A 21,266-nucleotide genomic window follows, 5' to 3' on the forward strand; every position below is an offset into this window, starting at 1 on the left:
GGTCTGGGGGGGTATGAGTTGGCAGGAGGCGGAACGAGCGTTCACGGACGACGCCATCGCCCGAGAGACGCTCCCCGCGACGTTCGAACGCACCGCGGAGCGGCACGCTGACCGGATCGCACAGCGGTACAAGGGGGGAGTCCACGACCGGTCGCTCGTCGCGTCCGGGGTGGTTCCGGAGGCCCCCGCGGGCGAGTACGCCGACGTGACGTACGCGGAGATGCGGGGGATCGTCCGGAACCTCGCGACCGGGCTGCGCGAGCTGGGCGTCGACGACGACACGCGACTGGCGATGTACTCGCAGACCCGCATGGAGTGGGCTCAGACCGACTTCGCGGCGCTGGCCGCTGGCGCCGTCGTGACGACCGTGTACGCCTCGTCGTCCCCGAGCCAGCTGCGCTACCTGCTGGAGGACCCCGAGGCGACCGTGGTCGTGGCCGAGAACCGCGAGATGCTCCGCGAAGTCCTCGCGGTGCGCGGCGACCTCGAACACGACCTCGACGCGATCGTGACCCTCGACGAGGTCGACACCGACGACCTCGGGGACGATGCCGACGCTGACGTGGACGACGTGTACACCCTCGGCGAGGTCCACGAGCGCGGCGCCGCGGCGTTCGACGAGGCGGCCTACGAGGGATGGCTCGACGCGGTCGGCGTCGACGACCTCGCCAGCCTGATCTACACCTCCGGGACCACCGGGAAGCCGAAGGGGGTCAGGCTCACCCACGGCAACTTCCGGGACAACGTCTCCCAGTGTTACCGGCGGTTCGCGGACCGACCCGACCGCGACCCGGAGGTGCCCGGCATCTCCGCCGAGTCGACGACGCTGTCGTTCCTCCCGCTCGCGCACGTCTTCGAGCGGATGGCCGGCCACTACATGATGTTCGCGGCGGGGGCGACGGTCGCGTACGCGGAGAGCCCCGACACGCTCCGCGAGGACTTCGGGCTCGTCCGCCCGACGACGACCACCAGCGTCCCGCGCGTCTACGAGAAGCTGTACGACGCGATCCGCGAGCAGGCGAGCGAGTCGCCGGTGAAGGAGCGCATCTTCGAGTGGGCGGTCGACGTGGGCCGCGACCACCACGAGGCCGACGCCCCCGGTCCGCTACTCGACGCCAAGCGGGCGGTGGCCGATCGGCTCGTCTTCTCGTCGGTCCGGGAGGCGATCGGCGGGAACATCGACTTCTTCATTTCGGGCGGCGGGTCGCTGTCGGCGGAGCTGTGCGCGCTGTACCACGCGATGGACCTGCCGATACTGGAGGGGTACGGCCTGACTGAGACGTCGCCCGTCATCTGCGTCAACCCGCCCGAGAAGCCGAAGGTCGGCACCATCGGGCCGCCGGTGGTCGACACCGAGATCGCGATCGACGGCTCCGTGGTGGGACAAGAGGTCGCGGACCTGGCCGGCGACGTCGGCGAACTGCTCGTCCGGGGGCCACAGGTGACGGACGGCTACTGGAACCGGCCGGACGCGACCGCAGACGCGTTCGTCGACGCGGACGGCCTCCCGACCGACGCCGTCACCGCCGGGACCCCGGCCGACGACCGCGTCGGCGTCGGCGGGGACGGCCCCGGAGACGCGGAGGCCGCCGCCGCGGAGCCGTGGTTTCGCACCGGTGACATCGTCCAGCTCCGCCCCGACGGCTACGTCGCGTTCCGCGAGCGCGCGAAGCAGCTGCTCGTGCTCTCGACCGGGAAGAACGTCGCCCCCGGACCGATCGAGGACCGGTTCGCCGCCAACGAGTTCGTCGAGCAGTGCGTCGTCCTCGGCGACGGTCGGAAGTTCGTCTCGGCGCTCATCGTGCCGAACTTCGAGAGGGTCGAGGCGTGGGCCGAGGCCAACGGGATCGACTTGCCCGCGGAGCGCGCCGCGGTCTGCCGCGACGACCGCGTCCGCGAGCGGATTCAGGAGGAAGTCGACCGCGTGAACGAGGAGTTCGAGTCGTACGAGAAGATCAAGCAGTTCCGGCTCGTCGAGGAGGAGTTCACCGAGGAGAACGACCTGCTCACGCCGACGATGAAGAAGAAGCGACGGAACATCTTAGACCGATTCGCCGACGAGGTCGAGGTCATCTACGAGGAGTAGAGCGGCCGGAACCGGGCAGAACTAGAAACCGATATCCGTCGCGAGAGAGTAAATTCGGCGATGGGTCCCCACGTACCGCCCCGATACGGCTTCGCCGCTCTGGGGGGGTGTTGTTTCGGCCTCGGTGTGCTCCACCTGACTCACGCGGGCCCGACCGTGGGGATCGCACTCGAATCGGTGCTGATACTCGGCCTCTCGGGCGTCGCCTTCTACACCGTTCGCGACCTCCCGCGCTGGGGGATCTCTCGCTCCGGCCAGTGGCGAGCGGTCCGGATCGGCGCGGGGACCGCGCTCGGGTTCACCGGGCTCGCCGCCGTCGTCTGGCTCATTTGGCTGATCGGACACCACGCGTTCAAGCTCCCCTTTCTGCTCTCGTTCGCCGCCAGCCTCGGCGCGGCGGTCGGGTCTCGCGGGAGCCTCTACGCGGTGAAGGCGGACGAACAGCTCACCGAGGCGCAGGAGCTCGCGACGCTGCTCTCGATCAACGACCGGGTGTTGCGCCACAACATCCGGAACGAGCTCTCGGTGGCGCTCGGGTACCTCACCGAGATCGAGGCGGCGGACGACAGCCCGGAGACCCGAGCGCAGGTGGCGACGATCCGCGACCACTTGGAGTCGCTCCTCGACACGAGCGAGCGGACGCGACGGCTCGCGTCGATCTGGCAGACCGACGCGCGCTGCTCGGTGGACCTGGTCACCGTCGTCGAGGAGGAGGTGGCGCAGTTGACCGCCGAAGCGCCCGACGCGACGATCCGCACGGAGCTGCCGGAGCGCTGCGTCGTCCGGACGCATCCGTCCGTCCGGGTCGCGTTCGAAGAGGCGCTGCGGAACGCCGTCGAACATAACGACGACGTGACCGTGACGGTGCGCGTGTGGCGCGACGATGCGGTACACCTCGTCGTCGCGGACGACGGACGCGGCATCCCGCGGATCGAGCGGCGGACGCTCCGAAACTCCGAGGAGACCCCGCTCGAACACACCGAAGGCGTCGGGCTGTGGCTGATCTACTGGGCCGTGAACCGGGCGGGCGGAACGGTCGAGTTCGCGGAGAACGAGCCGGGGGGAACTGCGGTCCGGATCCGCCTCCCCGATCGGCCGGATTCGGACGGCTCGGCCGGCGTCGACTCCGGAGAGGATCGGCGGTGAGAGTGAGGTCGGAAGCCTCGGAGTAGCGGCCGTGCGACCCGTGCGGGAGCGATCTCGGTCGGTTCGGGCGCCGCGTCGACCGCGTGGCGGCGCGAGCCGTTCGCTGGACACCGAGGTCGCGGTCAGTTCGTTAGGCGTGGGAGAAGCGCGCCGTTCGCGTGGCGTTAGGCCGACGACGGCGTGGACTCCGGCTGTTCGTCGCGCTCGACCGAGTCGCCGTCGGCCGGTGTCGACTCCGTCACGGGGTCGCCGAACGCGTACACCGTGTTGTGGCCGGTCACCTCGACGGTGAGGAAGTCGCCGACCTCGACGCCGCGATCGGTCGCGTTCTGGACGATGATCTGTCGGTAGGCGCCGTCGCGGCACTTGACCGAGTCGCCCGTCCCCTCCTCGACGACGAGCACCTCGAACGTCCCGCCGACCATCGACTCGTACGCCTCGCCGACGACCTCCATCTTCAGCTCGGACATCGCCTTCGACCGCTCCTTCTTGACGGTCCCGCCGAGCCCCTTCATGTCGGCCGCGTCGGTGCCGGGGCGCTTCGAGAAGCGGGTGACGTTGATCTTTTCGGGCCGGACCTCGGCGAGCAGGTCCATCGAGCGCTCGTGGTCGGCCTCGCTCTCTGTGGGGAACCCGACGATGAAGTCGGTCGACAGCGTCCAGTGGTCGAGCCGGTCGTCGAAGGTGTCGACGACCTCGCGGAACTTCTCGACGCGGTGCTGACGGCGCATGTCTTCGAGCACGTCGTCGGAACCGGACTGGACCGGCGCGTGGATGAAGTCGTACAGCTCCTCGTTCTCGGCGAACACGTCGGCCAGCTCCTCGTGGATGCCGTGGATGCCGCCGGGGTTCGCCATCCCCAGCCGCACCCGGAAGTCGCCGTCGATGTCGCAGATGCGGTCGAGCAGCTCGGGAAGCTTCCGGTCGCCGTCGTCCCAGCCGTAGACGCCCGTGTCCTGCCCGGTGACGCGGATCTCCTTCGCGCCGGCGTGGATCAAGGCCCGGGCCTTCTCGACGTTCTCCTCGACCGACGGGGAGTCGACCCGGCCGGTGGCGAACTTGGTGATACAGTACGAGCAGTTGCTCATACAGCCGCGCGCGATCGGGAGGAGACCGACGACGCCGTCGAGGACCGGTTCGGCGTCGGGCGTGACCGTCGGGCACTCGCCGTTGAGCACGTACGAGGGGACCTCGTCCCAGTGGAGGATCTCGGCGTCGACGTCGGCTTCGGCGAACATCTCGCCCTGTGCCAGCGCCATACAGCCGGTAACGACGAGTTCGGCCGTCGTCTCCGACAGCTCCTCGGCGCGGCGGAGCATGTTCCGCTCCGTCTTCTCGACGACGGTACAGGTGTTGAGGATGGCGACGTCCGCGTCGTCCGGGCCGTCGGCCGGGCGGTGCCCCCCGTCGCGGAGGGCGCGCTCGATCTCCCGGCTCTCTCCCCGGTTCGAGCTACAGCCGTACGTTTCGATGTGGTACGTCGCCATCGGAGTGTCCTTACTATCGGTCCCGAGGGCAAAAGCGCGACGGATCGGGGCGTCGGCGGCCCGGCGAGTCGGCCCCGTTCCGCGTCAGTCTTCCGCGACCGCGGCAGTCGGCGCGTCGGCCTCGGAGGCCGAGTCGGCGGTCGCCTCCGGCTCGTCGACGGGGTCGCGCTCGGCCGGCGGAACCGCTTGGTAGACGGACCGGCGGGCGTCGCGGGGGCACAGCCCCTCCTCGACGAGGCCGACCTCGGTGAGCTTCTCGACCGCGAACCGGACGGTGCGGGTCGAGAGGCGGGTCTCCTCGGCGAGGCCGGTCTGGTCGAACCGGCCCTCCGCGTCGAGCACGTAGTAGACCAGTTTGGCGCTCGGCGGGAGCGGTTCGAGCAGCTCGCGGGTTCCGTCGTCCATACGTTACTTACAGGGGCGAATCGCGCATAACCGTGGCCCGCCTGTGCGCACCTTGCGCACGCCAACCGTCTTTTTATATACTATGGTTCAGGGCGGAACTCGAACCGCGCGCCGTCCCTGTCGTCGACCGACAGTTCCCAACCGTGAGCGGCCGCGATCTCTCGCACGATCGCGAGGCCGAACCCCGTCCCGTCCGGGGTACTTGATCGCCCGTACTCCGTCGCCGCCTCGGGGTCGATGTCGAAACCGCGTCCGTCGTCCGCGACGTAGAAACCGTCCGGGAGCGATCCAACGGAGACCGTGAGGTCGTCGGCGTCGTCCGAGCCGTGCTCGACGCCGTCGTCGGGCGTTGCCCGACTGCTCGTGGAACCGTGTTCCACGCTGTTCGTAAACAGGTTCTCGAGGAGCGTCCGGAGCCGCTCCGGGTCGGCGTCGACCGCGTCCGTCGCAGCCGACGCGTCGAGCGTGGCGCCCGCCGTGTCGACGGTGCGCCACGCGCGTTCGGCCGCCTCGTCCAGCGGGACGGGCTCGATGTCGTCGACCGTCCGACCCTGCCGCGCCAGCGCGAGGAGGTCGTCTATCAGCTGCGTCATCCGGTCGTGGGCGTCTTCCACCCGATCGAGCTCATCGAGGACCGCCGCGTCGTCGGTCAGCGCCCGAGCCAGGTCCGTCCGGCCGGCCGCGACGTTGAGCGGGTTCCGGAGGTCGTGAGAGACCAGCCCGGCGAACTTCTCCAGCCGGTCTATCTCCCGCTGGAGCGCCGCGTCCCGCTCGCGCAGCTGTTCTGTCCGCTCGGCGTGGTTGAGCGCGACCGTGACGTTCGCGGCGAGGACGCGGGCCAACTGGACGTCCGTCGCGTCGAAGAACTCCGGCTCCCGCGACCCCAACGGCATCACCCCGTGTTCGCCGAGCGGGACGACGAGGAGGCTCCGGTGTTCGCCGTACCCGACCGCGGTGTCGACCGTGTCGAGGTCGTCGACTACGATCGGCTGGCCGGACTCGAACGCCTCCCAGACGCGGCCGTCGCCCGGACCGAACGCGGGGCGGTCGCCGAACGCCGTGGTGGCCTCCTCGCTTATCGCCGTCGGGCGGAGGACGTTCGTCTCCGGCTCGTACAGCCGGACCCCGCTGCTCGGAAACCCGAGGGTGTCGATCGCCGCGCGGGTGGCCACCTCGGCGATCTCCGCCCGCGAGTCGCCGCCGAACATCTCGCGGGTCGTCGCGTGGAGCCGCCGAAGCGTCCGCTCGATGCGTTTCTGGTCGTCGATGTCGGCGTAGACGCTGTAGAGGACCGTCTCGTCCGACTGCTTGACGGGGATGACGTGGAGGATAAAATCGCGAATCCCGTCGACGGTCCGCCGGCGCACTTCGAGCCGCGAGGGCTCGCCGCGTTCGAGGACCGCCTCCGGCTCGAACCGCTCGGCGCTGTCCGGGATGACCTCGTCGCAGACCTCCTCGTACCCGCTGTCGGCGCCGTAGCCGAACGTCTCCCGGAACGCCTCGTTGGCGGCGTCGAGGCGACGGCCGCCCCCGTCGAGGGCGACGGTGCGCACCGCCGGGAGGGGGAGGTCGTGGAACAGCGCCGTCAGCCGATCTCGCTCCCGACGGAGCGCGTTCTCCGTCTCGATCTGCTCGATGGCGTTGGCCGCGTGGGCCGCCAGCAGCTCCGCGAACTCGACGTCGCTCTCGTCGAACGCGGCGTGCCCGTTCGAGACGGCCTGTAACACCCCGTGGGAACCGATCGGGACGCTGATCGCTGACCGGATGTCGTCGGCGACCGGGTCCGCCACCTCCGACCCGGTCCGGCGGTCGGCTCCGACCGACGACCGACCCGGAGAGGAGGGGTCCTCCAGTTCGTCCGGGTCCGCTGGGTCGACGCTGAGGTTGTCGACCACCATCGTCTCCTGCTCCGCGACCGTGGTCCCGACGACCCCCTCGCCGATGTCGAACGCCCGGACCTCCTCCTCGCTGACGCTCTCGGAGAGGACGGCCGGGACGACCTTATCGCCGCGGCGGCGGGCGGTGACGCAGCGGTCGAACTCCAAGATGTCCTCGGCCGCGTCGACCGTCCGGTCGAACACCGTCGCAACGTCGGTCACCGATGCCAGCTCCGCCGCGAACTCGTGGATCGCCGTGACCTTCGCGTTCACCTCACGGAGGTCCCGCTCTGCCCGGCGGCGGCCGAGCGCGTTCGCGACGCTGTTCGCGAGCATCTCGTAGCGGTCGCGACCGGCCCCCTTCTGGAGGTAGTCCGTCACCCCAGCGGAGATGGCGTCGCTCGCGATCTCCTCGCTCCCCTTCCCGGTGAACAGCACGAAGGGGAGCCCGGGGTCGATATCGCGGACCGATTCGAGGAACTCGAGCCCGTTTGATCCCGGCATGTCGAAGTCGCTGACGACGCAGTCGACGCGGCCGTCGCGGACCACCTCCAGCCCCTCGTCCGGCGACAGCCGCGTCAGCGTCTCGATCCCGTCCACGAGCCGATCGACGTGCGTGGCCGCGAGGTCAGCCGCCCCCGGCTCGTCGTCGACGAACAGGATACATCGGGACGAGTCTGCGTTCGATCCCGGCGCGTCGGACGCGGCCGCTCCGGTCCCCGCAGAGGCGTCGCCGGGTTCAGAATTCATGTGCGTGTGTTTCCCTACCGGTAGTTTTAGCTTTCGCTCCGGATACCGAAATTGAAAAGCCCGCCGACCGCGGGGCCCTTACAGGAAGTCCTCGACGTGGTCGGCGACCTCCTCGGGGGTGTCACCGACGGGGACGCCGGCGTCGTTGAGCGCGTCGATCTTCGACTGCGCGGTGCCGGTGCCGGAGCCGGAGACGATGGCGCCCGCGTGGCCCATGCGCTTGCCCGGCGGCGCGGTGCGCCCGGCGATGAAGCCGGCGACCGGCGTGTCCATGTGCTCGCCGATGAACTTCGCGGCCTGCTCCTCGTCCTCGCCGCCGATCTCGCCGCACATCACGACCGCGTCGGTGTCGGTGTCGGCCTCGAACGCTTCGAGGGCGTCGACGAAGGACGTGCCGATGATCGGGTCGCCCCCGATGCCGATCGCCGTCGACTGGCCGAGTCCGCGCTCGGTGAGGTTGTCGACGACCTGGTAGGTGAGGGTGCCGGACCGAGAGACCAGCCCGACGTTCCCCTCGGAGAAGATGTTACCGGGGAGGATGCCCAGTTTCGCCTCGCCGGGCGTGATGATCCCGGGGCAGTTCGGACCGATGAGACGGGTGTCGGTCTCGCTCAGGCGCTTGTTCACCTTCGCCATGTCCTGCGTCGGGATCCCCTCGGTGATCGCGACCGCGAGGTCGAGGTCCGTGTCCAGCGACTCGAAGATCGCGTCGGCGGCGAACGCCGGCGGCACGAAGATCACGGAGGCGTCCGCGTCCTCGGCCTCGACGGCCTCGTCGACGGTGTCGTAGACGGGGACGCCGTCGACCTCCTGTCCGCCCTTGCCGGGCACCGCGCCGGCGACGACGTTGGTGCCGTACTCGATCATCTGGCCGGCGTGGAACTTCCCCTCCCCGCCGGTGATCCCCTGGACCACCACTCTGGTGTCGTCGTCGACGAAAATGCTCATTGGGTCACCTCCTCCGCGTTCGCGACCGCTCGCTGGACCGCGTCCTCCAGCGTCTTCTCGACCTCGACGAGGTCGGTGTTCAGAATATCCATCCCCTCCTCGGCGTTCGTGCCGGCGAGCCGGACGACCACCTTCTTGGGGATCTCGTCGAACTGCTCTAGGGCCTCGTTGATCCCCTTGGCGACCTCGTCGCCGCGGGTGATCCCGCCGAAGATGTTGAAGACGACGGCGTCGACGTTGTCGTCGGAGAACACCATGTCGAGCGCCTGCGTGACGCGCTCGGCCTTCGCCCCGCCGCCGATGTCGAGGAAGTTCGCGGGCGCGCCGCCGTAGTAGTCGACGAGGTCGAGGGTCGTCATCACGAGCCCGGCGCCGTTGCCGATGATGCCGACGTTCCCGGAGAGGCGGACGTAGTCGAAGCCGTACTCGCCGGCCTTGCGTTCGAGGTCGTCCTCGTAGGACGCCTCGGCCATGTCGGCCAGGTCGGACTGGCGGAACAGCGCGTCTTCGTCGATGTTCATCACGGCGTCCGCGGCGATCACGTCGCGGTCGCCCGTGATCATCACGGGGTTGACCTCGATCTCGGAGGCGTCGTTCTCCTCGTAGAGGTCGTACAGTGTCGAGAGGATCGAGGCCACGTCGAGCGCCACGTCGGCGTCGACGCCGGCCTCGTAGACGACCTTCCGGGCTTGGTACGGGTGGAGGCCGAACGCGGGGTCGACGTGTTCGCGCGCGATCGCGTCGGGGTTCTCCTCGGCGACCTCCTCGATGTTGACGCCGCCCTCGGTCGACACCATCAGGACCGGCTTCCCCTCGCCGCGGTCCATCGTGACGCCGACGTACAGCTCGTCGACGAAGTCGACGCCGGCCTCGACGAGGACCTGATCGACGGTGTATCCCTTCAGGTCCATCCCGAGGATCTCGTCGGCGTACTGCTCGGCCTCCTCGCGGTCCGTCGCGATCTTGATCCCGCCGGCCTTGCCGCGGCCCCCCACGTGGACCTGCGCCTTGATCGCGGCCGGGTACCCGATCTCGTCGACAGCGTCGAGCGCCTCGTCGACGCTCGTCGCGAGCCGGGAGTCCGGAACCGGGATCCCGGCGTCGGCGAAGAGAGACTTCGCTTGATATTCGTGAAGTTTCATCCGTGTGGGATCGGTACCGACACCGGCTTAAATGGTTCCGATTCGGCGCGCCTCCTTTGGCATCGGGCGTCTGCTGCCCCCATGGATCCCGCCGAATTCCTCCGGAACGAGACGGTCAGCGTCCCGGCGGAGACGTACGCGGTCTGCCGGACCGACGGCGAACACCCCGGCGCGTTCGCGACTGTCCGGGAGGTCGGTGAGACGACGGTGGTGGTCGGCCAGGACGAGGCGGACGCCGTCGCGACCGACGCGGTCGAGCCCGGGTGGAAGCGCCTCACCTTCGAGCCCGAGCTCCCCTTCGAGCTGGTCTGGTTCCTCGCGGCGGTCGCGACGGCGCTCGCCGAGGTCGACGCCTCGGTGTTCGTCGTCTCGTCGTACGCGACCGACCACGTGTTCGTCAAGCGGGACGACCGCGCCGCGCCCGTCCGGCGGCTGGAAGCACTGGGCTGCGAAGTCGCCGACTGAGGTCGCCGAGCGGGCGGCTCAGTCCTCGTCGCCGAGGATGACGCGGTGGGTCATCGCCTCGGGGGCGAGCACCTCGTCGGCCTCCTCCTCGGTTAGGTAGCCGGCCTCGACCGCGGCCTCGCGGACGCTCTTCCCCTCCTTCAGGGCCGTCTTCGCGACCTTGCTGGCCTTATCGTAGCCGATCGCGGGGTTCAGCGCGGTCGCCAGCGCCATCGACTGCTCGACGCGTTCGCGCGCGAACTCCTCGTTCGCCTCCAGCTTCCCGACGAAGCGCTCGCCGAACGTCTCGGCGACGTTCGCGATCAGCTTCGCGGATTCGAGGAAGTTGTGGGCGATGACCGGCTTGTAGAGGTTCAGGTCGATCTCGCCGCGCGCGGCGCCCGCGGAGACGGCGGCGTCGTTGCCGACGACCTGCTTGTGGACCTGGTTGACCGACTCGGCGACGACGGGGTTGATCTTCCCGGGCATGATCGAGGAGCCGGGCTGGTTCTCCGGCTGCTCGACCTCGCCGAGCCCGTTGCGCGGGCCGGAGGCGAGGAGCCGCAGGTCGTTGGCCATCTTGTTGAGGCTACCCGCGATCGTTCGGAGGGCGCCGTGGCCCTCCGCCATCGCGTCGTGGGCGGCCTGCGCCTCGAAGTGGTTCTCCGCCTCGCGGAACTCCGTCCCGGTCTCGTCGGAGATGTACTCCGCGGCCAGCTCCGGGAACTCGGGGTGGGTGTTGAGCCCGGTCCCGACCGCGGTACCGCCGAGGGCGAGTTCGCGGAGGTTCGACTGGACGGCCTCGGCGCGCTCGATCCCCTTCGAGACCTGCGTCCGGTAGCCGCCGAACTCCTGGCCGAGTCGGATGGGGGTGGCGTCCTGGAGGTGCGTCCGGCCCGTCTTGACGACACCGTCGAATTCGGTCTCCTTGGCCTCCAGCTCGGCGTGGAGCGTTTCCAGCGCGGGCGCGAGGTCCTTCTCGACGGCCTCCAGCGCGGCGACGTGCATCGCCGTGGGGATCACGTCGTTCGAGGACTGGCCGTAGTTGACGTGGTCGTTGGGGTGGACGACCCTGTCGCCGATCTCCGCGCCCGCGATCTCGGCGGCACGGTTGGCGATCACCTCGTTAGCGTTCATGTTCGAGGAGGTGCCGGAGCCGGTCTGGAACACGTCGACCGGGAACTGGTCGTCGTGCTCGCCCGCGATCACCTCGTCGGCGGCGGCGACGATGGCCTCCGCGGTGTCGTCCTCGACGAGCCCGAGGTCGCGGTTGGCCTGCGCGGCCGCCTTCTTGACGACGCCGAGCGCGCGGATGAAGCGCCGGCTCATCCCGATCCCCGAGACGGGGAAGTTCTCGACGGCGCGCTGGGTCTGCGCGCCCCAGTAGGCGTCCGCCGGCACCTGCATCTCGCCGAGGCTGTCCTCCTCCGTGCGGTAGTCGTCTCCCATGCCTCGGCCTTCCCGCGAGACGCTGTAAAAGGTACTGGAAGGCGTCACCCACGTGAAATCGTGCGGTACGGTAGCAACACAATTGCCACCGAGAAACACGACTTTTACGAGGGTTCCGGCGACTGCCTCGATGGGGCGAGCGCCGCCACGAAACCGCCTGTGGCGCCACACTTGAGATGTATCGGCCGCTCTCGGCCGGGAATTTAATTCGACTAAAACCGGTTCAACTCGGGGCGACGGCGTTCCCGTTATATACCGGTCCGGCGGCAACGGCCGAGCGCCAATGAGCTCGAACGACTCAGCGATCGGAACGGCGCTCGACCGCGACACGGTCCGGTCGACGAGCAGACTGCTGATCGGCGCGCTGGCGGTCGTCGGCGTGCTCTCGCTCGTGACGCTGCTACCGGGGGTGGACCGGCTCGTCCCGTTCGCGCCGGTGACGTTCGCCGCGGTCGCGACGGGCGTCGTCGCGCTCGCGGTGGCCGGGATCCTCCTGTACGCCGCGCCGAAGTTCGCGCTGCTGACGCGCCTGGCGCTCGGCGAGGCCGACGCGGAGGGGGACGCTCGCCCGGACCGGATCGCCGAGAACGCGGGCGGCGTGGTCCACTGGCTCGTCGTCTTCGGGGCGGTGCTCGTCGCGTACCGCGGGCTCGCGGGCGTCGCGGTCCCCGTGTTGAACGGCGCCGCGTGGGCGTACGACGCCGCCTTCCTGTTCGTCGCGCTCGTCCCAGTGGTGTTCCTCGTCGCCCGCCTGACCGTCACGGTCGACCCGCTCGCTGAACTGGTCGCCGACCGCGTCGCGGGCGGCGCCGGCGCCGCAAATGACGACGGTGCCGGCGACGACGACGAGGTCGACGACTCCGCGGCCGAATTCGACGAGCCGACTGCGAGCGAGACCGGCGAGGACGGCTGACCGAAACGCCGACGCCGCACTCCCTTATTTAAAAATGAACGGGAGCGTGACGAGCGCCCCGTTGATCCCGAACGCGACCAGCAACAGCAGCCCGAGCGGCGGATCGTCGCCCGGATAGGTCGCGAGCAGCACGAGCGCGCCGACTCCCAGCGCGGCCAGCCCGAGCGTCAGCGCGGCGTCCGACCACCGGTTCCACGCGTCGTCGAGCGCGGGTTCGAGCCTCGCGAGCGGCCGGTCGGTCTCGGGGTCGTCGCCAGCACGGTCGGATCGGTCAGTCCACGCCGTATCGTCGACCGGCTCGTCGAGCCACGCGTCGCCTTCGGCGGTCCGTTCCGCTGTTCCACGGGGACCCGAATCCCCCCGGCCGAGCAGCCGCCGGATCCCGGAGCGGCCGGCGGCCGCGAACAGCGCCGCGACCGCGACCGCGGCGAGTCCGCCGAGGACGGTCGCAGAGGTGACGCGCGCCTCGACGGCCAGAAAGAGCGCGACGAACGCCAGCAGCGAGACCGCGGCGAGGACCCCGCGGACGGCGCGGACGAGTTCGGATCGCATCGGCATGGAGGGTGGAAGCGGGAAGTCGGCGGGAACGCGGCGCGGTTTCAGGCCTCGTCGACGGGGAGCAGCCCGGCATCGCGGAGGTCACCGGCGAGCGCACCGTCGCCGTGCTCCACGTACGCTTCGGGCGTGTACGTCTTGATTTCCAACGCGTGGACCGACTGCGTCATGTGATCGCCGACCGCGTCGTACACGCGCTGGTGCTGGTCGACGAGCGATTCGCCCTCGAAGGCCGGCGAGACGACGACGGCCGCGAAGTGGGCGTCCTCGTCCTCGTCGTTGTGGATCCGGGGCGCGGTGACCCGGGCGACCGCGTCGGGGAGGTCCGCCTCTATGAGGTCGGCCACCTCGTCGGGTTCGATCGGCATGGTCCCGCTCGGTTGCGGAGGGGCAAAAGTCGACCGGCCACGTCCGGCGGGGCGAACGCGCTCTGGCAAGGGGAGCGCGCTCAGACGCGGTCGAGCCGCGAGAGCCCGTTCCAGATAGCGTCGACGAGCCGCGACTCGGCGTCGTCACCGGGGGCCGTCTCCTCCCACCCGCGTGCGACGGCGTCCTCCAACACCGCGAGCGAGTGGTTCTCGAAGTTGTTCATGCCGCGGAAGGACTCCAGCGCGTCGCGAGCGTCCTCGCCGAACTCCGCGGTCGGCTCGCCGTCGTAGAAGCCGAGGTCGGCGAGCGCCGACCCGACAGCGACCGCCGTCTCGCCGGCCACTTCCCGCGTCTCGTCGGGCGCCTCGCGTTCGAGGAGGGTCACGTCGTATATCTTGAACACGCGCTCCAACTCGTCGATCGGCCGCTCGTGGTCGTCGACGCGCACGTCGACCCAGCGGTCGTTCCTGCCGTCGTAGCCGCCCTCGGGCTTCGCGACGTACAGCGCCGCGGACTGCTCGCCGCGCTTGTCGCCACCGGCCTCGTTGCCCGCGTGGAGCGCGGCGATCAACCGTTCCGGGAGCCCCCCGTCGGTCTCCTCGAACGCCGCGGCCATCGCGTCGAGGGTGTCGGCGTTCTCCAGGATGTTCCCCTGGACCGTGTAGTGGTCACCCTGTCGGTCGCCCGCGTGGTCGTGACACTCGTCGCCCGTGAACGCCGCCGGGGGCTCCTCGGGGTCGACGCCGACGATCCCCACCTGCCGCGAGGGCGCCTCGTCGTCGGCGCCCGTGAGCCGGTCGATCGCCTCCGCGGGGGCGTGCCCCTCGCGGAGCAGGTCGAGCCCGTCGGGGCCGTAGGCGACGTTCGCGAAGCTCTGTGTGGCGACCGCGCCCGCGTCGGCGCTGACGAACGGGACGACGGCGCCGACGCCGACGAACTTGGACTGGACCGCGACGCCGACCGCGTCCGTCTCCGGATCGCGCGCGGCGATCGAGAACGTCGAGGGTCGAGGTGGCATACGGAACCGATCGTGGGGGGCGACGAGCATAAATCCGCCCGTCGCGCGAGCCAGAGTCGAGCGCTTCGGGCGGCGTCACGTCGCCACTTCGGTCGGCGTCGCCACGCCGCCCCGATTCGCGTCACTCCGCCGCCCCGATTCGCGTCACTCCGCTAGCTCGGCCCAGGTCGGGGCCGCGGCGCCGGTCACGTGGATCCGGTCGGCCTCCACGCCCTCGTAGGCCGCGCCCCACCCGCCGACGGTCTACCGCTCGTCGCCGTCGTCGACGGCGATGGAGGCGATCCACGTCAGCGCCGTGACGCTCGGGGCCTAGTCAGCGCCGACCGCGGCGTCGGAGAGGTGTTCGGCGTTGACGACCTCGCCGACGAGATCGTGGAGCGCTGGGTCGACCTCGCCGCGGTTCTGAACGCTTATCCCCGCCGACCGACTTCCATCGGGTATGAGCGACGACGACGCCGTCGATGTCGAGTCCGCCGACGACGAGGGCGACGCGGCGAGAGCGAACGGCACGGCGGAGGCGACCGCCGACGGAGCGAGCGGGGAGTCGGCCGCCGGCGACGACGGCGGCGCCCGCGCCGAGAGTGAGGCGCTGGCCGCGGCCGTCGCCGAGCACGACGAGGCGCTCGCCCGCGAGGTGGCGGCGCTGGAGGCGGACCTCGCCGAGACCCGCGAGGCGCTCCGCGAGCGCGACGAGGAGGTCGAAGAGCTGACGAGCAAGCTCGCCCGCGTGAAGGCCGACTTCAGCAACTACAAGGAGCGCGCGAAGCGGAAGCAGGAGGACATCCGGGAGCGCGCCTCGGAGGCGCTCGTCGAGCGGCTCACGCCGGTCCGGAACGACCTGCTGCGCGCGCTCGACCAAGACGAGGGGAGTGACCTCCGCCCCGGCGTCGAGTCGACGCTGGAGAAGTTCGACGACGTGCTCGCCGAGGAGGGCGTCGAGGCGATCGACCCCGAGCCGGGCGAGGAGGTCGACCCCGCGCGCCATCAGGTGATGCTCCGCGTCGATAGCGAGCGCCCGGAGGGGACCGTCCACGAGGTGTACGAGCCCGGCTACGAGATGGGCGACCGCGTCCTGAGCGAGGCGAAGGTGACCGTCAGCACCGACGACGGCGAGTAGCGCGGCCCGCTTTTCACGACCGCACCGTCGCCTCGTAGGCCTCCGCCAGCTCGTCGAGGCCCGCCTCCGGCTCGGCGGCGTGGGGGACCGATAGCGGCGAGACGGACACCTCGCCGTCGACGACGGCGCGCCGGTCGGTGCCGACGGGGTCTGGGACGTCGTCGTCGTTCATCAGGCCCCAGATCGGATCGGAGAACCCGACGCGACCGTCCCCGTTTCGTTCCGCGCGCAGCCCGTACCATGTCGAGGGGGTCGTGACGCGGAGCGGTGCGCGGTCCTCGTCCGCGATCGGCGCGTTGATGTTGAGGTAGTCCGCGCGGTCGAACACGCCCGCCTCGACCGCCTCGTCGACGAGGAACCGCGTCGCCCGGGCCGCGTGCGCGAAGTCGGCGCCCTCGAACTCGCGTTTCCACCAATCGTCGCCGCCGGGCACGTACATCGAGGCCGCCACCGCGGGCACGTCGAAGAACGCCGCCTCGACCGCCGCCGAGACGGTCCCCGACCGCCCGAGCGTGTACGCCCCGAGGTTCGCGCCCTCGTTACAGCCCGCGACGACCGCGTCGACCTCCGGGACGAGCTCGTCGAGCCCCGCGACGACGCAGTCGACGGGGGTGCCGTCGACGACGTATCCGAGTTCGTGGTCCTCGACGGCCACGTCCTCGGAGAGCAGACGGCCGACGGACGACTGGTCGGCCGCGGGCGCGACGACGGTCACCGCGTACTCCTCGGCGAGCGCGTCGTACAGCGCGCGCAGTCCCGCGGCGTCGACGCCGTCGTCGTTGGTCAGGAGGATCCGGTCCACGCTCATACCCGTATCAGGGGCGAGTCGGGCAAAAGTCCACCGTCGGTCGGGGCCGCGGCGGTCGGCGAACCGACGGTTCGGGAGGGCCGCACCGAACGGAAAAGCACACGTATCGCCGGACCGACGCGTCGGTATGGGATTCGGGGACACCGCGAAGAAGATCCAGACGCTCGCCGACCGCGCGGAGCGCACCTACAAGAAGATCAGCGAGCTCCGCGACGAGGTCGACGAGACGCAGGAGACGGTGATAGACACCTCCGAGCGCGTCAAGACGCTCGAAAACGAGATGGCCGAGCAGCGGGCCGTCCTCGACGCCGTCGCCGAGGAGGTCGGCGTCGACCTCGAACGGGTGAGCACCGAGGCACACATCACCGACGCGGAGGAGGAACGGACCGCGAGCGACGGCGGCGACGCGGACGACGACGCCGTGTAAACCGCTGCCGCGTAGCCCCCCGGTCAGTCGTCGCTCGCGGCCGGGTCCGACCGCGAGACGACCTCGGCCGGGACCCCCGCGACGGTCGCGCCCGGCGGCACGTCCTCCGCGACGAGCGAGTTCGCGGCGACGCGCGCGCCCTCACCGATCGTGACGCCGGGGAGTACGACCGCCCCGGCGCCGATCATCGCCTGCTCCTCGACGACAACGTCGCCGAGCCGGTACTCCTCGTGGAGGAACTCGTGACACAGCAGCGTGGCGTCGTACCCGATTATCGCGTCGTCGTCGACCCGGATCCGCTCCGGCCAGAACACGTCCGGTGTCGACTCCAGCCCCCACGAGACGCCCTCCCCGACCGCGACGCCGATCCGCCGGAGCAGCCAGTTCTTCAGCCGGAGGCTCGGGCAGATCCGCGCGAGGACGATGACGACGTAGTTGCGGACGACCACGAGCGGCGACTTCGCGTCCGGCCACGACCACAGGGAGTTCCGGACGCCCGGCGTCGGGAACCTGTCGAGGCGGTCGCTTCGGGACAAATCCTCGCGCGTCGCGTCTGGGTCGTCGTCTGTCACGTCACGCCGTTCGGACGGGGAGGATAAAAGGGTCGCTCCGGGCCGCCGACCCGCCGACCGAGCGGCCGGGCCGGCTCAGGGTCGCAGCTCGTCCATGTGGTCGATCCGACGCTGGACGAGGTCGGCGGTCCCGATGTCGTGGCGGATGCGGACGCGGTCGCCCGCGGCGGCCAGGGCGTCCTCCGCTTGCGCCTCGGCGGCCGCGATCGAGTCACCGCGGCCGACGACGGCGAACGCCCGCGAGGTGGTGGTGTACAGCCCGCCGTCGCGCTCGTCGACGCTGGCGTAGTAGAGGAGCGCGTCCCCCGCGCTCTCCTCGTCGACCGCGATCGCCGCGCCCGCGTCAGGGTCGGTCGGGTAGCCGTCGGGGACGGCGTACTTACAGACGGTCGCCTCGCCGGAGAAGTCGAGCTCCGGGAGCGCGTCGCCGTCGCGAGCGGCGGCGAGCACGTCGACGAACGGCGTGTCGAGGACGGGCAGCGTGTTCATCGCCTCGGGGTCGCCGAACCGCGCGTTGAATTCGACGACCTTCGGCCCCTCGTCGGTGAGCATGAACTGTCCGTAGAGGACGCCCTTGTAGTCGGGGAGCGCGTCGACGACGGCCTCCAGCACGTCGACCGCGGCCTCGTAGTCGCCCTCGGCCATGAACGGGAGCGAGCGGCCGGTGTCGGTGTACGACCCCATCCCGCCGGTGTTCGGCCCCTCATCGCCCTCGTAGGCGCGCTTGTGATCCTGGACCGCGGGGGTCGTCCGCACGTCTCTGTTCGCGACGAACGCCTGAACCGTGAACTCCTCGCCGACGAGCCGCTCCTCGAGGACGACGCGGTCGTAGTCGGAATCGCGGAGGTACGCCTTGGCCTCCGCCGCCGTCACTTGGTCGCCGATCACTTTCACGCCCTTGCCACCGGTGAGCCCGGCGGGCTTGACCGCGAGGTCGCCGTCGTACTCGTCGATGTGCTGGCAGGCCGCCTCGGTGTCGTCGAACACGGCGTAGTCCGGGCAGCCGGGGATCGCGTTCCGCTCCATGAACTCCCGCTGGTACGCCTTGTCCGTCTCCAGGCGGGCCTCCGCGGCCCGCGGACCGAACGCGTAGACGCCGGCGTCGTCGAGGGCGTCCGCGACGCCGGCCTCCAGCGCCGACTCCGGGCCGATGACCGCAAGGTCCGCGCCGACCGCGGTCGCGTACTCGGCGACGGCCTCGGCGTCGGTCTCGTCGATCGACTCGAACCCGTCCGCGAGGCGCCGGATCCCCGGGTTCCGGACGCTCGCGCAGGCGTACAGCGCGCAGTCGTCAGCCACCGCTCGGGCGATCGCGTGTTCGCGGCCGCCGCCCCCCACAAGCAGCACGGTCTCCGTCATGCCCGACGGGTGACCGCACGGTAGTGTAAACCTTACTCTCTCCGCGGCCCGATATGTGCTCGTTCGTGGATACCCGCGTCGCGGGCGGCGGCGCTCGGCGCGCCCCGGACGCCTTTTGTCGCGCCGGGCCGAACCGGGCCCATGTCACAGCCGACCGAGCGGAACCGCCTCGACGGGGAGGCGAGTCCCTACCTCCGACAGCACGCCGACAACCCCGTCAACTGGCAGCCGTGGGGCGACGCGGCGTTCGAGCGCGCCCGCGAGCACGACGCGCCGGTGTTCGTTTCCATCGGTTACTCCTCGTGTCACTGGTGTCACGTCATGGCCGAGGAGAGCTTCGAGGACGAGTCGGTCGCGGCGGTCGTGAACGACTCGTTCGTCCCGATCAAGGTCGACCGCGAGGAGCGCCCGGACGTCGACAGCACGTTCATGACCGTCTCCCAGCTCGTCACCGGCGGGGGCGGGTGGCCGCTCTCGGCGTGGTGTACGCCCGAGGGGAAGCCGTTCTACGTCGGGACGTACTTCCCGCCCGAGCCACGGCGGAACCAGCCCGGGTTCCGCGAGCTCTGCGAGCGCATCGCCGACTCGTGGAGCGACCCCGAGCAGCGCGAGGAGATGGAGCGGCGCGCCGACCAGTGGGCCGAGAGCGCGCGCGACGAGCTGGAGTCGGTGCCGACGCCGGAACCGCCGGCTTCGGAGGAGGGGGGCGCCTCGCCGCCCGGCGACGACCTGCTCGACACGGCCGCGGCGGCCGCGCTGCGCGGCTACGACGAGGAACACGGCGGCTTCGGGAGCGGCGGCGCGAAGTTCCCGATGCCGGGCCGGGTCGACCTCCTGATGCGGGCGTACGCCGGCCGCGGCCGCGACGCGCTCCTGTCGGCCGCGACCGGAACCCTCGACGGGATGGCCGACGGGGGGATGTACGATCAGATCGGCGGCGGGTTCCACCGCTACGCGGTCGACCGCGAGTGGACCGTCCCCCACTTCGAGAAGATGCTGTACGACAACGCCGAACTACCGATGGTCTACCTCGACGGCTACCGGCTCACCGGCGACCCGAGGTACGCTCGCGTCGCGAGCGAGTCGCTAGCGTTCCTCGACCGCGAGCTGCGACACGAGGGCGGCGCCTTCTTCAGCACGCTCGACGCGCGGAGCCGACAGCCCGCGAGCCGCCGGGACGACGGGGATGCGAGCCGCGGAGACGGCGAGGGCGCGAGCGACGGCGAGGACGTGGAGGGCGCCTTCTACGTCTGGACGCCCGAGGAGGTGGACGCCGCCCTCGACGAGCCGGCAGCGTCGCTGGCGAAGGAGCGGTACGGGATCCGGCCCGGCGGGAACTTCGAGCGCGGCACGACGGTCCCGACGGTCGCGGCGTCGGTCGCGGAGCTGGCCGCGGACCGCGAGCAGTCGCCCGAGGCGGTCCGCGAGACGCTGACCGAGGCGCGCACGGCGCTGTTCGACGCCCGCGAGTCGCGACCGCGGCCCGCCCGCGACGAGAAGGTGCTAGCGGCGTGGAACGGGCGTGCGATCTCGGCGTTCGCGCGGGCCGGGGACGCTCTCGGCGAGCCGTACGCCGAGAGCGCCCGCGAGGCACTCGACTTCTGCCGCGACCGGCTCTACGACCCCGACGCCGAGACCGGCGCGCTCGCCCGACGCTGGCTCGACGGCGACGTGCGCGGGCCGGGGTACCTTGACGACTACGCGTTCCTCGCCCGCGGCGCGCTCGACACCTACGCCGCGACCGGCGACCCGGAGGCGCTCGGATTCGCCTTAGATCTGGCCGACGCGCTCGTCGCGGAGTTCTACGACGCGGACGACGATACGATATACTTCACGCGCGACCTCGACGGGGACGGGACCGGCGGGGCGGGAGAGCGCGCCGACGCGGGCCCGCTCATCGCCCGGCCGCAGGAGTTCACCGACCGGTCGACGCCGTCGAGCCTCGGCGTCGCGGCCGAGACGCTCGCGCTCCTCGACGGGTTCCGGACCGGCGGGGAGTTCCGTGAGATCGCCGAGCGCGTCGTGACGACCCACGCCGACCGGATCCGCGGCGGTCCGCTCGAACACGCCTCGCTCGTCCGGGCCGCGGACCTCGTCGAGACCGGGGGGATCGAGGTGACGGTCGCCGCCGACGAGGTGCCGGACGAGTGGCGCGAGACGCTCGGCGAGCGGTACCTGCCGGGCGCGCTCGTCGCGCCGCGCCCGGCCACGGACGCGGGGCTTGACGAGTGGCTCGACCGCCTCGACATGGTCGAGGCCCCGCCGATCTGGGCGGACCGGGACGCGACCGACGGCGAGCCGACCGCCTACGTCTGCGAGGGGTTCGCCTGCTCGCCGCCCCGGACCGACCTCGACGCGGCGCTCGCGTGGCTCGGCGGCGACGAGTGATCCGCG

The 21,266-nt window shown here is 70.8% G+C and carries 19 protein-coding genes; 7 read left to right on the forward strand and 12 right to left on the reverse strand.

Features of this window, described 5'->3' with window-relative positions; genetic code table 11:
* The first annotated feature begins 13 nt into the window (after positions 1-13).
* Positions 14-2,086, forward strand: coding sequence for a long-chain fatty acid--CoA ligase (locus EXE41_RS12445; RefSeq protein WP_137691178.1), 2,073 nt, complete (start codon positions 14-16; stop codon positions 2,084-2,086).
* 60 nt (positions 2,087-2,146) lie between these two features.
* Positions 2,147-3,232: a sensor histidine kinase KdpD gene (locus EXE41_RS12450; protein WP_080508527.1), complete on the forward strand. Its 1,086-nt coding sequence runs from the start codon at positions 2,147-2,149 to the stop codon at positions 3,230-3,232.
* A gap of 164 nt (positions 3,233-3,396) precedes the next feature.
* Here EXE41_RS12450 and EXE41_RS12455 read toward each other — a convergent pair whose 3' ends face one another.
* The 5 genes from EXE41_RS12455 to sucC all read right to left on the reverse strand — a co-directional run bounded on the left by EXE41_RS12455 (position 3,397) and on the right by sucC (position 9,841).
* The gene (locus tag EXE41_RS12455) at positions 3,397-4,719 is read right to left on the reverse strand and encodes a tRNA (N(6)-L-threonylcarbamoyladenosine(37)-C(2))-methylthiotransferase (RefSeq protein WP_086220498.1); all 1,323 of its coding nucleotides are present in this window, start codon (positions 4,717-4,719) and stop codon (positions 3,397-3,399) included.
* Positions 4,720-4,803: 84 nt separating this feature from the next.
* The gene (locus tag EXE41_RS12460) at positions 4,804-5,124 is read right to left on the reverse strand and encodes a hypothetical protein (protein WP_049929458.1); all 321 of its coding nucleotides are present in this window, start codon (positions 5,122-5,124) and stop codon (positions 4,804-4,806) included.
* A gap of 80 nt (positions 5,125-5,204) precedes the next feature.
* The gene (locus tag EXE41_RS12465) at positions 5,205-7,751 is read right to left on the reverse strand and encodes a GAF domain-containing protein (RefSeq protein ID WP_137691179.1); all 2,547 of its coding nucleotides are present in this window, start codon (positions 7,749-7,751) and stop codon (positions 5,205-5,207) included.
* A 78-nt stretch (positions 7,752-7,829) separates the two neighbouring features.
* The gene (gene sucD / locus EXE41_RS12470) at positions 7,830-8,699 is read right to left on the reverse strand and encodes a succinate--CoA ligase subunit alpha (protein WP_049929456.1); all 870 of its coding nucleotides are present in this window, start codon (positions 8,697-8,699) and stop codon (positions 7,830-7,832) included.
* On the reverse strand, positions 8,696-9,841 hold the full coding sequence (sucC, locus tag EXE41_RS12475) for an ADP-forming succinate--CoA ligase subunit beta (protein ID WP_086220948.1): 1,146 nt from the start codon (positions 9,839-9,841) through the stop codon (positions 8,696-8,698). Before sucC ends, sucD begins: the two co-directional genes overlap by 4 nt.
* Before the next feature lie 81 nt (positions 9,842-9,922).
* Here sucC and EXE41_RS12480 point away from each other — a divergent pair, with 81 nt between their 5' ends.
* Positions 9,923-10,306 (forward strand): ACT domain-containing protein, encoded by a 384-nt coding sequence (locus EXE41_RS12480; RefSeq protein ID WP_137691180.1) that lies wholly within the window; start codon positions 9,923-9,925, stop codon positions 10,304-10,306.
* A gap of 18 nt (positions 10,307-10,324) precedes the next feature.
* Here EXE41_RS12480 and EXE41_RS12485 read toward each other — a convergent pair whose 3' ends face one another.
* Positions 10,325-11,734: a class II fumarate hydratase gene (locus tag EXE41_RS12485; protein WP_137691181.1), complete on the reverse strand. Its 1,410-nt coding sequence runs from the start codon at positions 11,732-11,734 to the stop codon at positions 10,325-10,327.
* A 283-nt stretch (positions 11,735-12,017) separates the two neighbouring features.
* Here EXE41_RS12485 and EXE41_RS12490 point away from each other — a divergent pair, with 283 nt between their 5' ends.
* The gene (locus EXE41_RS12490) at positions 12,018-12,647 is read left to right on the forward strand and encodes a hypothetical protein (RefSeq protein ID WP_086216725.1); all 630 of its coding nucleotides are present in this window, start codon (positions 12,018-12,020) and stop codon (positions 12,645-12,647) included.
* A 24-nt stretch (positions 12,648-12,671) separates the two neighbouring features.
* On the opposite strand, the gene EXE41_RS12495 is transcribed toward EXE41_RS12490, so the two are convergent.
* The 3 genes from EXE41_RS12495 to EXE41_RS12505 all read right to left on the reverse strand — a co-directional run bounded on the left by EXE41_RS12495 (position 12,672) and on the right by EXE41_RS12505 (position 14,589).
* The gene (locus EXE41_RS12495) at positions 12,672-13,199 is read right to left on the reverse strand and encodes a hypothetical protein (protein ID WP_137691182.1); all 528 of its coding nucleotides are present in this window, start codon (positions 13,197-13,199) and stop codon (positions 12,672-12,674) included.
* A gap of 47 nt (positions 13,200-13,246) precedes the next feature.
* Complete coding sequence (locus EXE41_RS12500; RefSeq protein WP_086216724.1) at positions 13,247-13,570, reverse strand: BolA family protein; 324 nt, start codon at positions 13,568-13,570, stop codon at positions 13,247-13,249.
* 80 nt (positions 13,571-13,650) lie between these two features.
* Positions 13,651-14,589, reverse strand: a complete 939-nt coding sequence (locus tag EXE41_RS12505) for a DUF1028 domain-containing protein (protein WP_137691183.1) — start codon at positions 14,587-14,589, stop codon at positions 13,651-13,653.
* Positions 14,590-15,028: 439 nt separating this feature from the next.
* Between EXE41_RS12505 and grpE the strand changes: the two genes are divergently transcribed.
* On the forward strand, positions 15,029-15,706 hold the full coding sequence (grpE, locus tag EXE41_RS12510; RefSeq protein WP_089307598.1) for a nucleotide exchange factor GrpE: 678 nt from the start codon (positions 15,029-15,031) through the stop codon (positions 15,704-15,706).
* Positions 15,707-15,719: 13 nt separating this feature from the next.
* On the opposite strand, the gene surE is transcribed toward grpE, so the two are convergent.
* A complete protein-coding gene (gene surE, locus EXE41_RS12515) occupies positions 15,720-16,514 on the reverse strand; it encodes a 5'/3'-nucleotidase SurE (RefSeq protein WP_137691184.1) in 795 nt (264 codons plus the stop codon).
* Between the two features lie 127 nt (positions 16,515-16,641).
* Here surE and EXE41_RS12520 point away from each other — a divergent pair, with 127 nt between their 5' ends.
* A complete protein-coding gene (locus tag EXE41_RS12520; RefSeq protein ID WP_086216810.1) occupies positions 16,642-16,941 on the forward strand; it encodes a DUF5798 family protein in 300 nt (99 codons plus the stop codon).
* Between the two features lie 23 nt (positions 16,942-16,964).
* Here EXE41_RS12520 and EXE41_RS12525 read toward each other — a convergent pair whose 3' ends face one another.
* Complete coding sequence (locus EXE41_RS12525) at positions 16,965-17,513, reverse strand: DapH/DapD/GlmU-related protein (RefSeq protein ID WP_137691185.1); 549 nt, start codon at positions 17,511-17,513, stop codon at positions 16,965-16,967.
* A 75-nt stretch (positions 17,514-17,588) separates the two neighbouring features.
* Positions 17,589-18,872, reverse strand: a complete 1,284-nt coding sequence (gene purD / locus EXE41_RS12530; protein WP_094494898.1) for a phosphoribosylamine--glycine ligase — start codon at positions 18,870-18,872, stop codon at positions 17,589-17,591.
* Between the two features lie 141 nt (positions 18,873-19,013).
* Here purD and EXE41_RS12535 point away from each other — a divergent pair, with 141 nt between their 5' ends.
* On the forward strand, positions 19,014-21,260 hold the full coding sequence (locus tag EXE41_RS12535; RefSeq protein WP_137691186.1) for a thioredoxin domain-containing protein: 2,247 nt from the start codon (positions 19,014-19,016) through the stop codon (positions 21,258-21,260).
* The last annotated feature ends 6 nt before the right edge of the window (positions 21,261-21,266 follow it).

The organism is Halorubrum sp. SD690R (assembly GCF_005435035.1).
GTDB lineage: Archaea > Halobacteriota > Halobacteria > Halobacteriales > Haloferacaceae > Halorubrum > Halorubrum ezzemoulense.

Excerpts from the sequence above, each read along its gene's own strand:
- EXE41_RS12445 (WP_137691178.1), top strand. The coding sequence starts at position 14 with ATGAGTTGGCAGGAGGCGGAACGAGCGTTCACGGACGACGCCATCGCC.
- EXE41_RS12450 (WP_080508527.1), top strand. The coding sequence starts at position 2,147 with ATGGGTCCCCACGTACCGCCCCGATACGGCTTCGCCGCTCTGGGGGGG.
- EXE41_RS12455 (WP_086220498.1), bottom strand. The coding sequence starts at position 4,719 with ATGGCGACGTACCACATCGAAACGTACGGCTGTAGCTCGAACCGGGGA.
- EXE41_RS12460 (WP_049929458.1), bottom strand. The coding sequence starts at position 5,124 with ATGGACGACGGAACCCGCGAGCTGCTCGAACCGCTCCCGCCGAGCGCC.
- EXE41_RS12465 (WP_137691179.1), bottom strand. The coding sequence starts at position 7,751 with ATGAATTCTGAACCCGGCGACGCCTCTGCGGGGACCGGAGCGGCCGCG.
- sucD (WP_049929456.1), bottom strand. The coding sequence starts at position 8,699 with ATGAGCATTTTCGTCGACGACGACACCAGAGTGGTGGTCCAGGGGATC.
- sucC (WP_086220948.1), bottom strand. The coding sequence starts at position 9,841 with ATGAAACTTCACGAATATCAAGCGAAGTCTCTCTTCGCCGACGCCGGG.
- EXE41_RS12480 (WP_137691180.1), top strand. The coding sequence starts at position 9,923 with ATGGATCCCGCCGAATTCCTCCGGAACGAGACGGTCAGCGTCCCGGCG.
- EXE41_RS12485 (WP_137691181.1), bottom strand. The coding sequence starts at position 11,734 with ATGGGAGACGACTACCGCACGGAGGAGGACAGCCTCGGCGAGATGCAG.
- EXE41_RS12490 (WP_086216725.1), top strand. The coding sequence starts at position 12,018 with ATGAGCTCGAACGACTCAGCGATCGGAACGGCGCTCGACCGCGACACG.
- EXE41_RS12495 (WP_137691182.1), bottom strand. The coding sequence starts at position 13,199 with ATGCGATCCGAACTCGTCCGCGCCGTCCGCGGGGTCCTCGCCGCGGTC.
- EXE41_RS12500 (WP_086216724.1), bottom strand. The coding sequence starts at position 13,570 with ATGCCGATCGAACCCGACGAGGTGGCCGACCTCATAGAGGCGGACCTC.
- EXE41_RS12505 (WP_137691183.1), bottom strand. The coding sequence starts at position 14,589 with ATGCCACCTCGACCCTCGACGTTCTCGATCGCCGCGCGCGATCCGGAG.
- grpE (WP_089307598.1), top strand. The coding sequence starts at position 15,029 with ATGAGCGACGACGACGCCGTCGATGTCGAGTCCGCCGACGACGAGGGC.
- surE (WP_137691184.1), bottom strand. The coding sequence starts at position 16,514 with ATGAGCGTGGACCGGATCCTCCTGACCAACGACGACGGCGTCGACGCC.
- EXE41_RS12520 (WP_086216810.1), top strand. The coding sequence starts at position 16,642 with ATGGGATTCGGGGACACCGCGAAGAAGATCCAGACGCTCGCCGACCGC.
- purD (WP_094494898.1), bottom strand. The coding sequence starts at position 18,872 with ATGACGGAGACCGTGCTGCTTGTGGGGGGCGGCGGCCGCGAACACGCG.
- EXE41_RS12535 (WP_137691186.1), top strand. The coding sequence starts at position 19,014 with ATGTCACAGCCGACCGAGCGGAACCGCCTCGACGGGGAGGCGAGTCCC.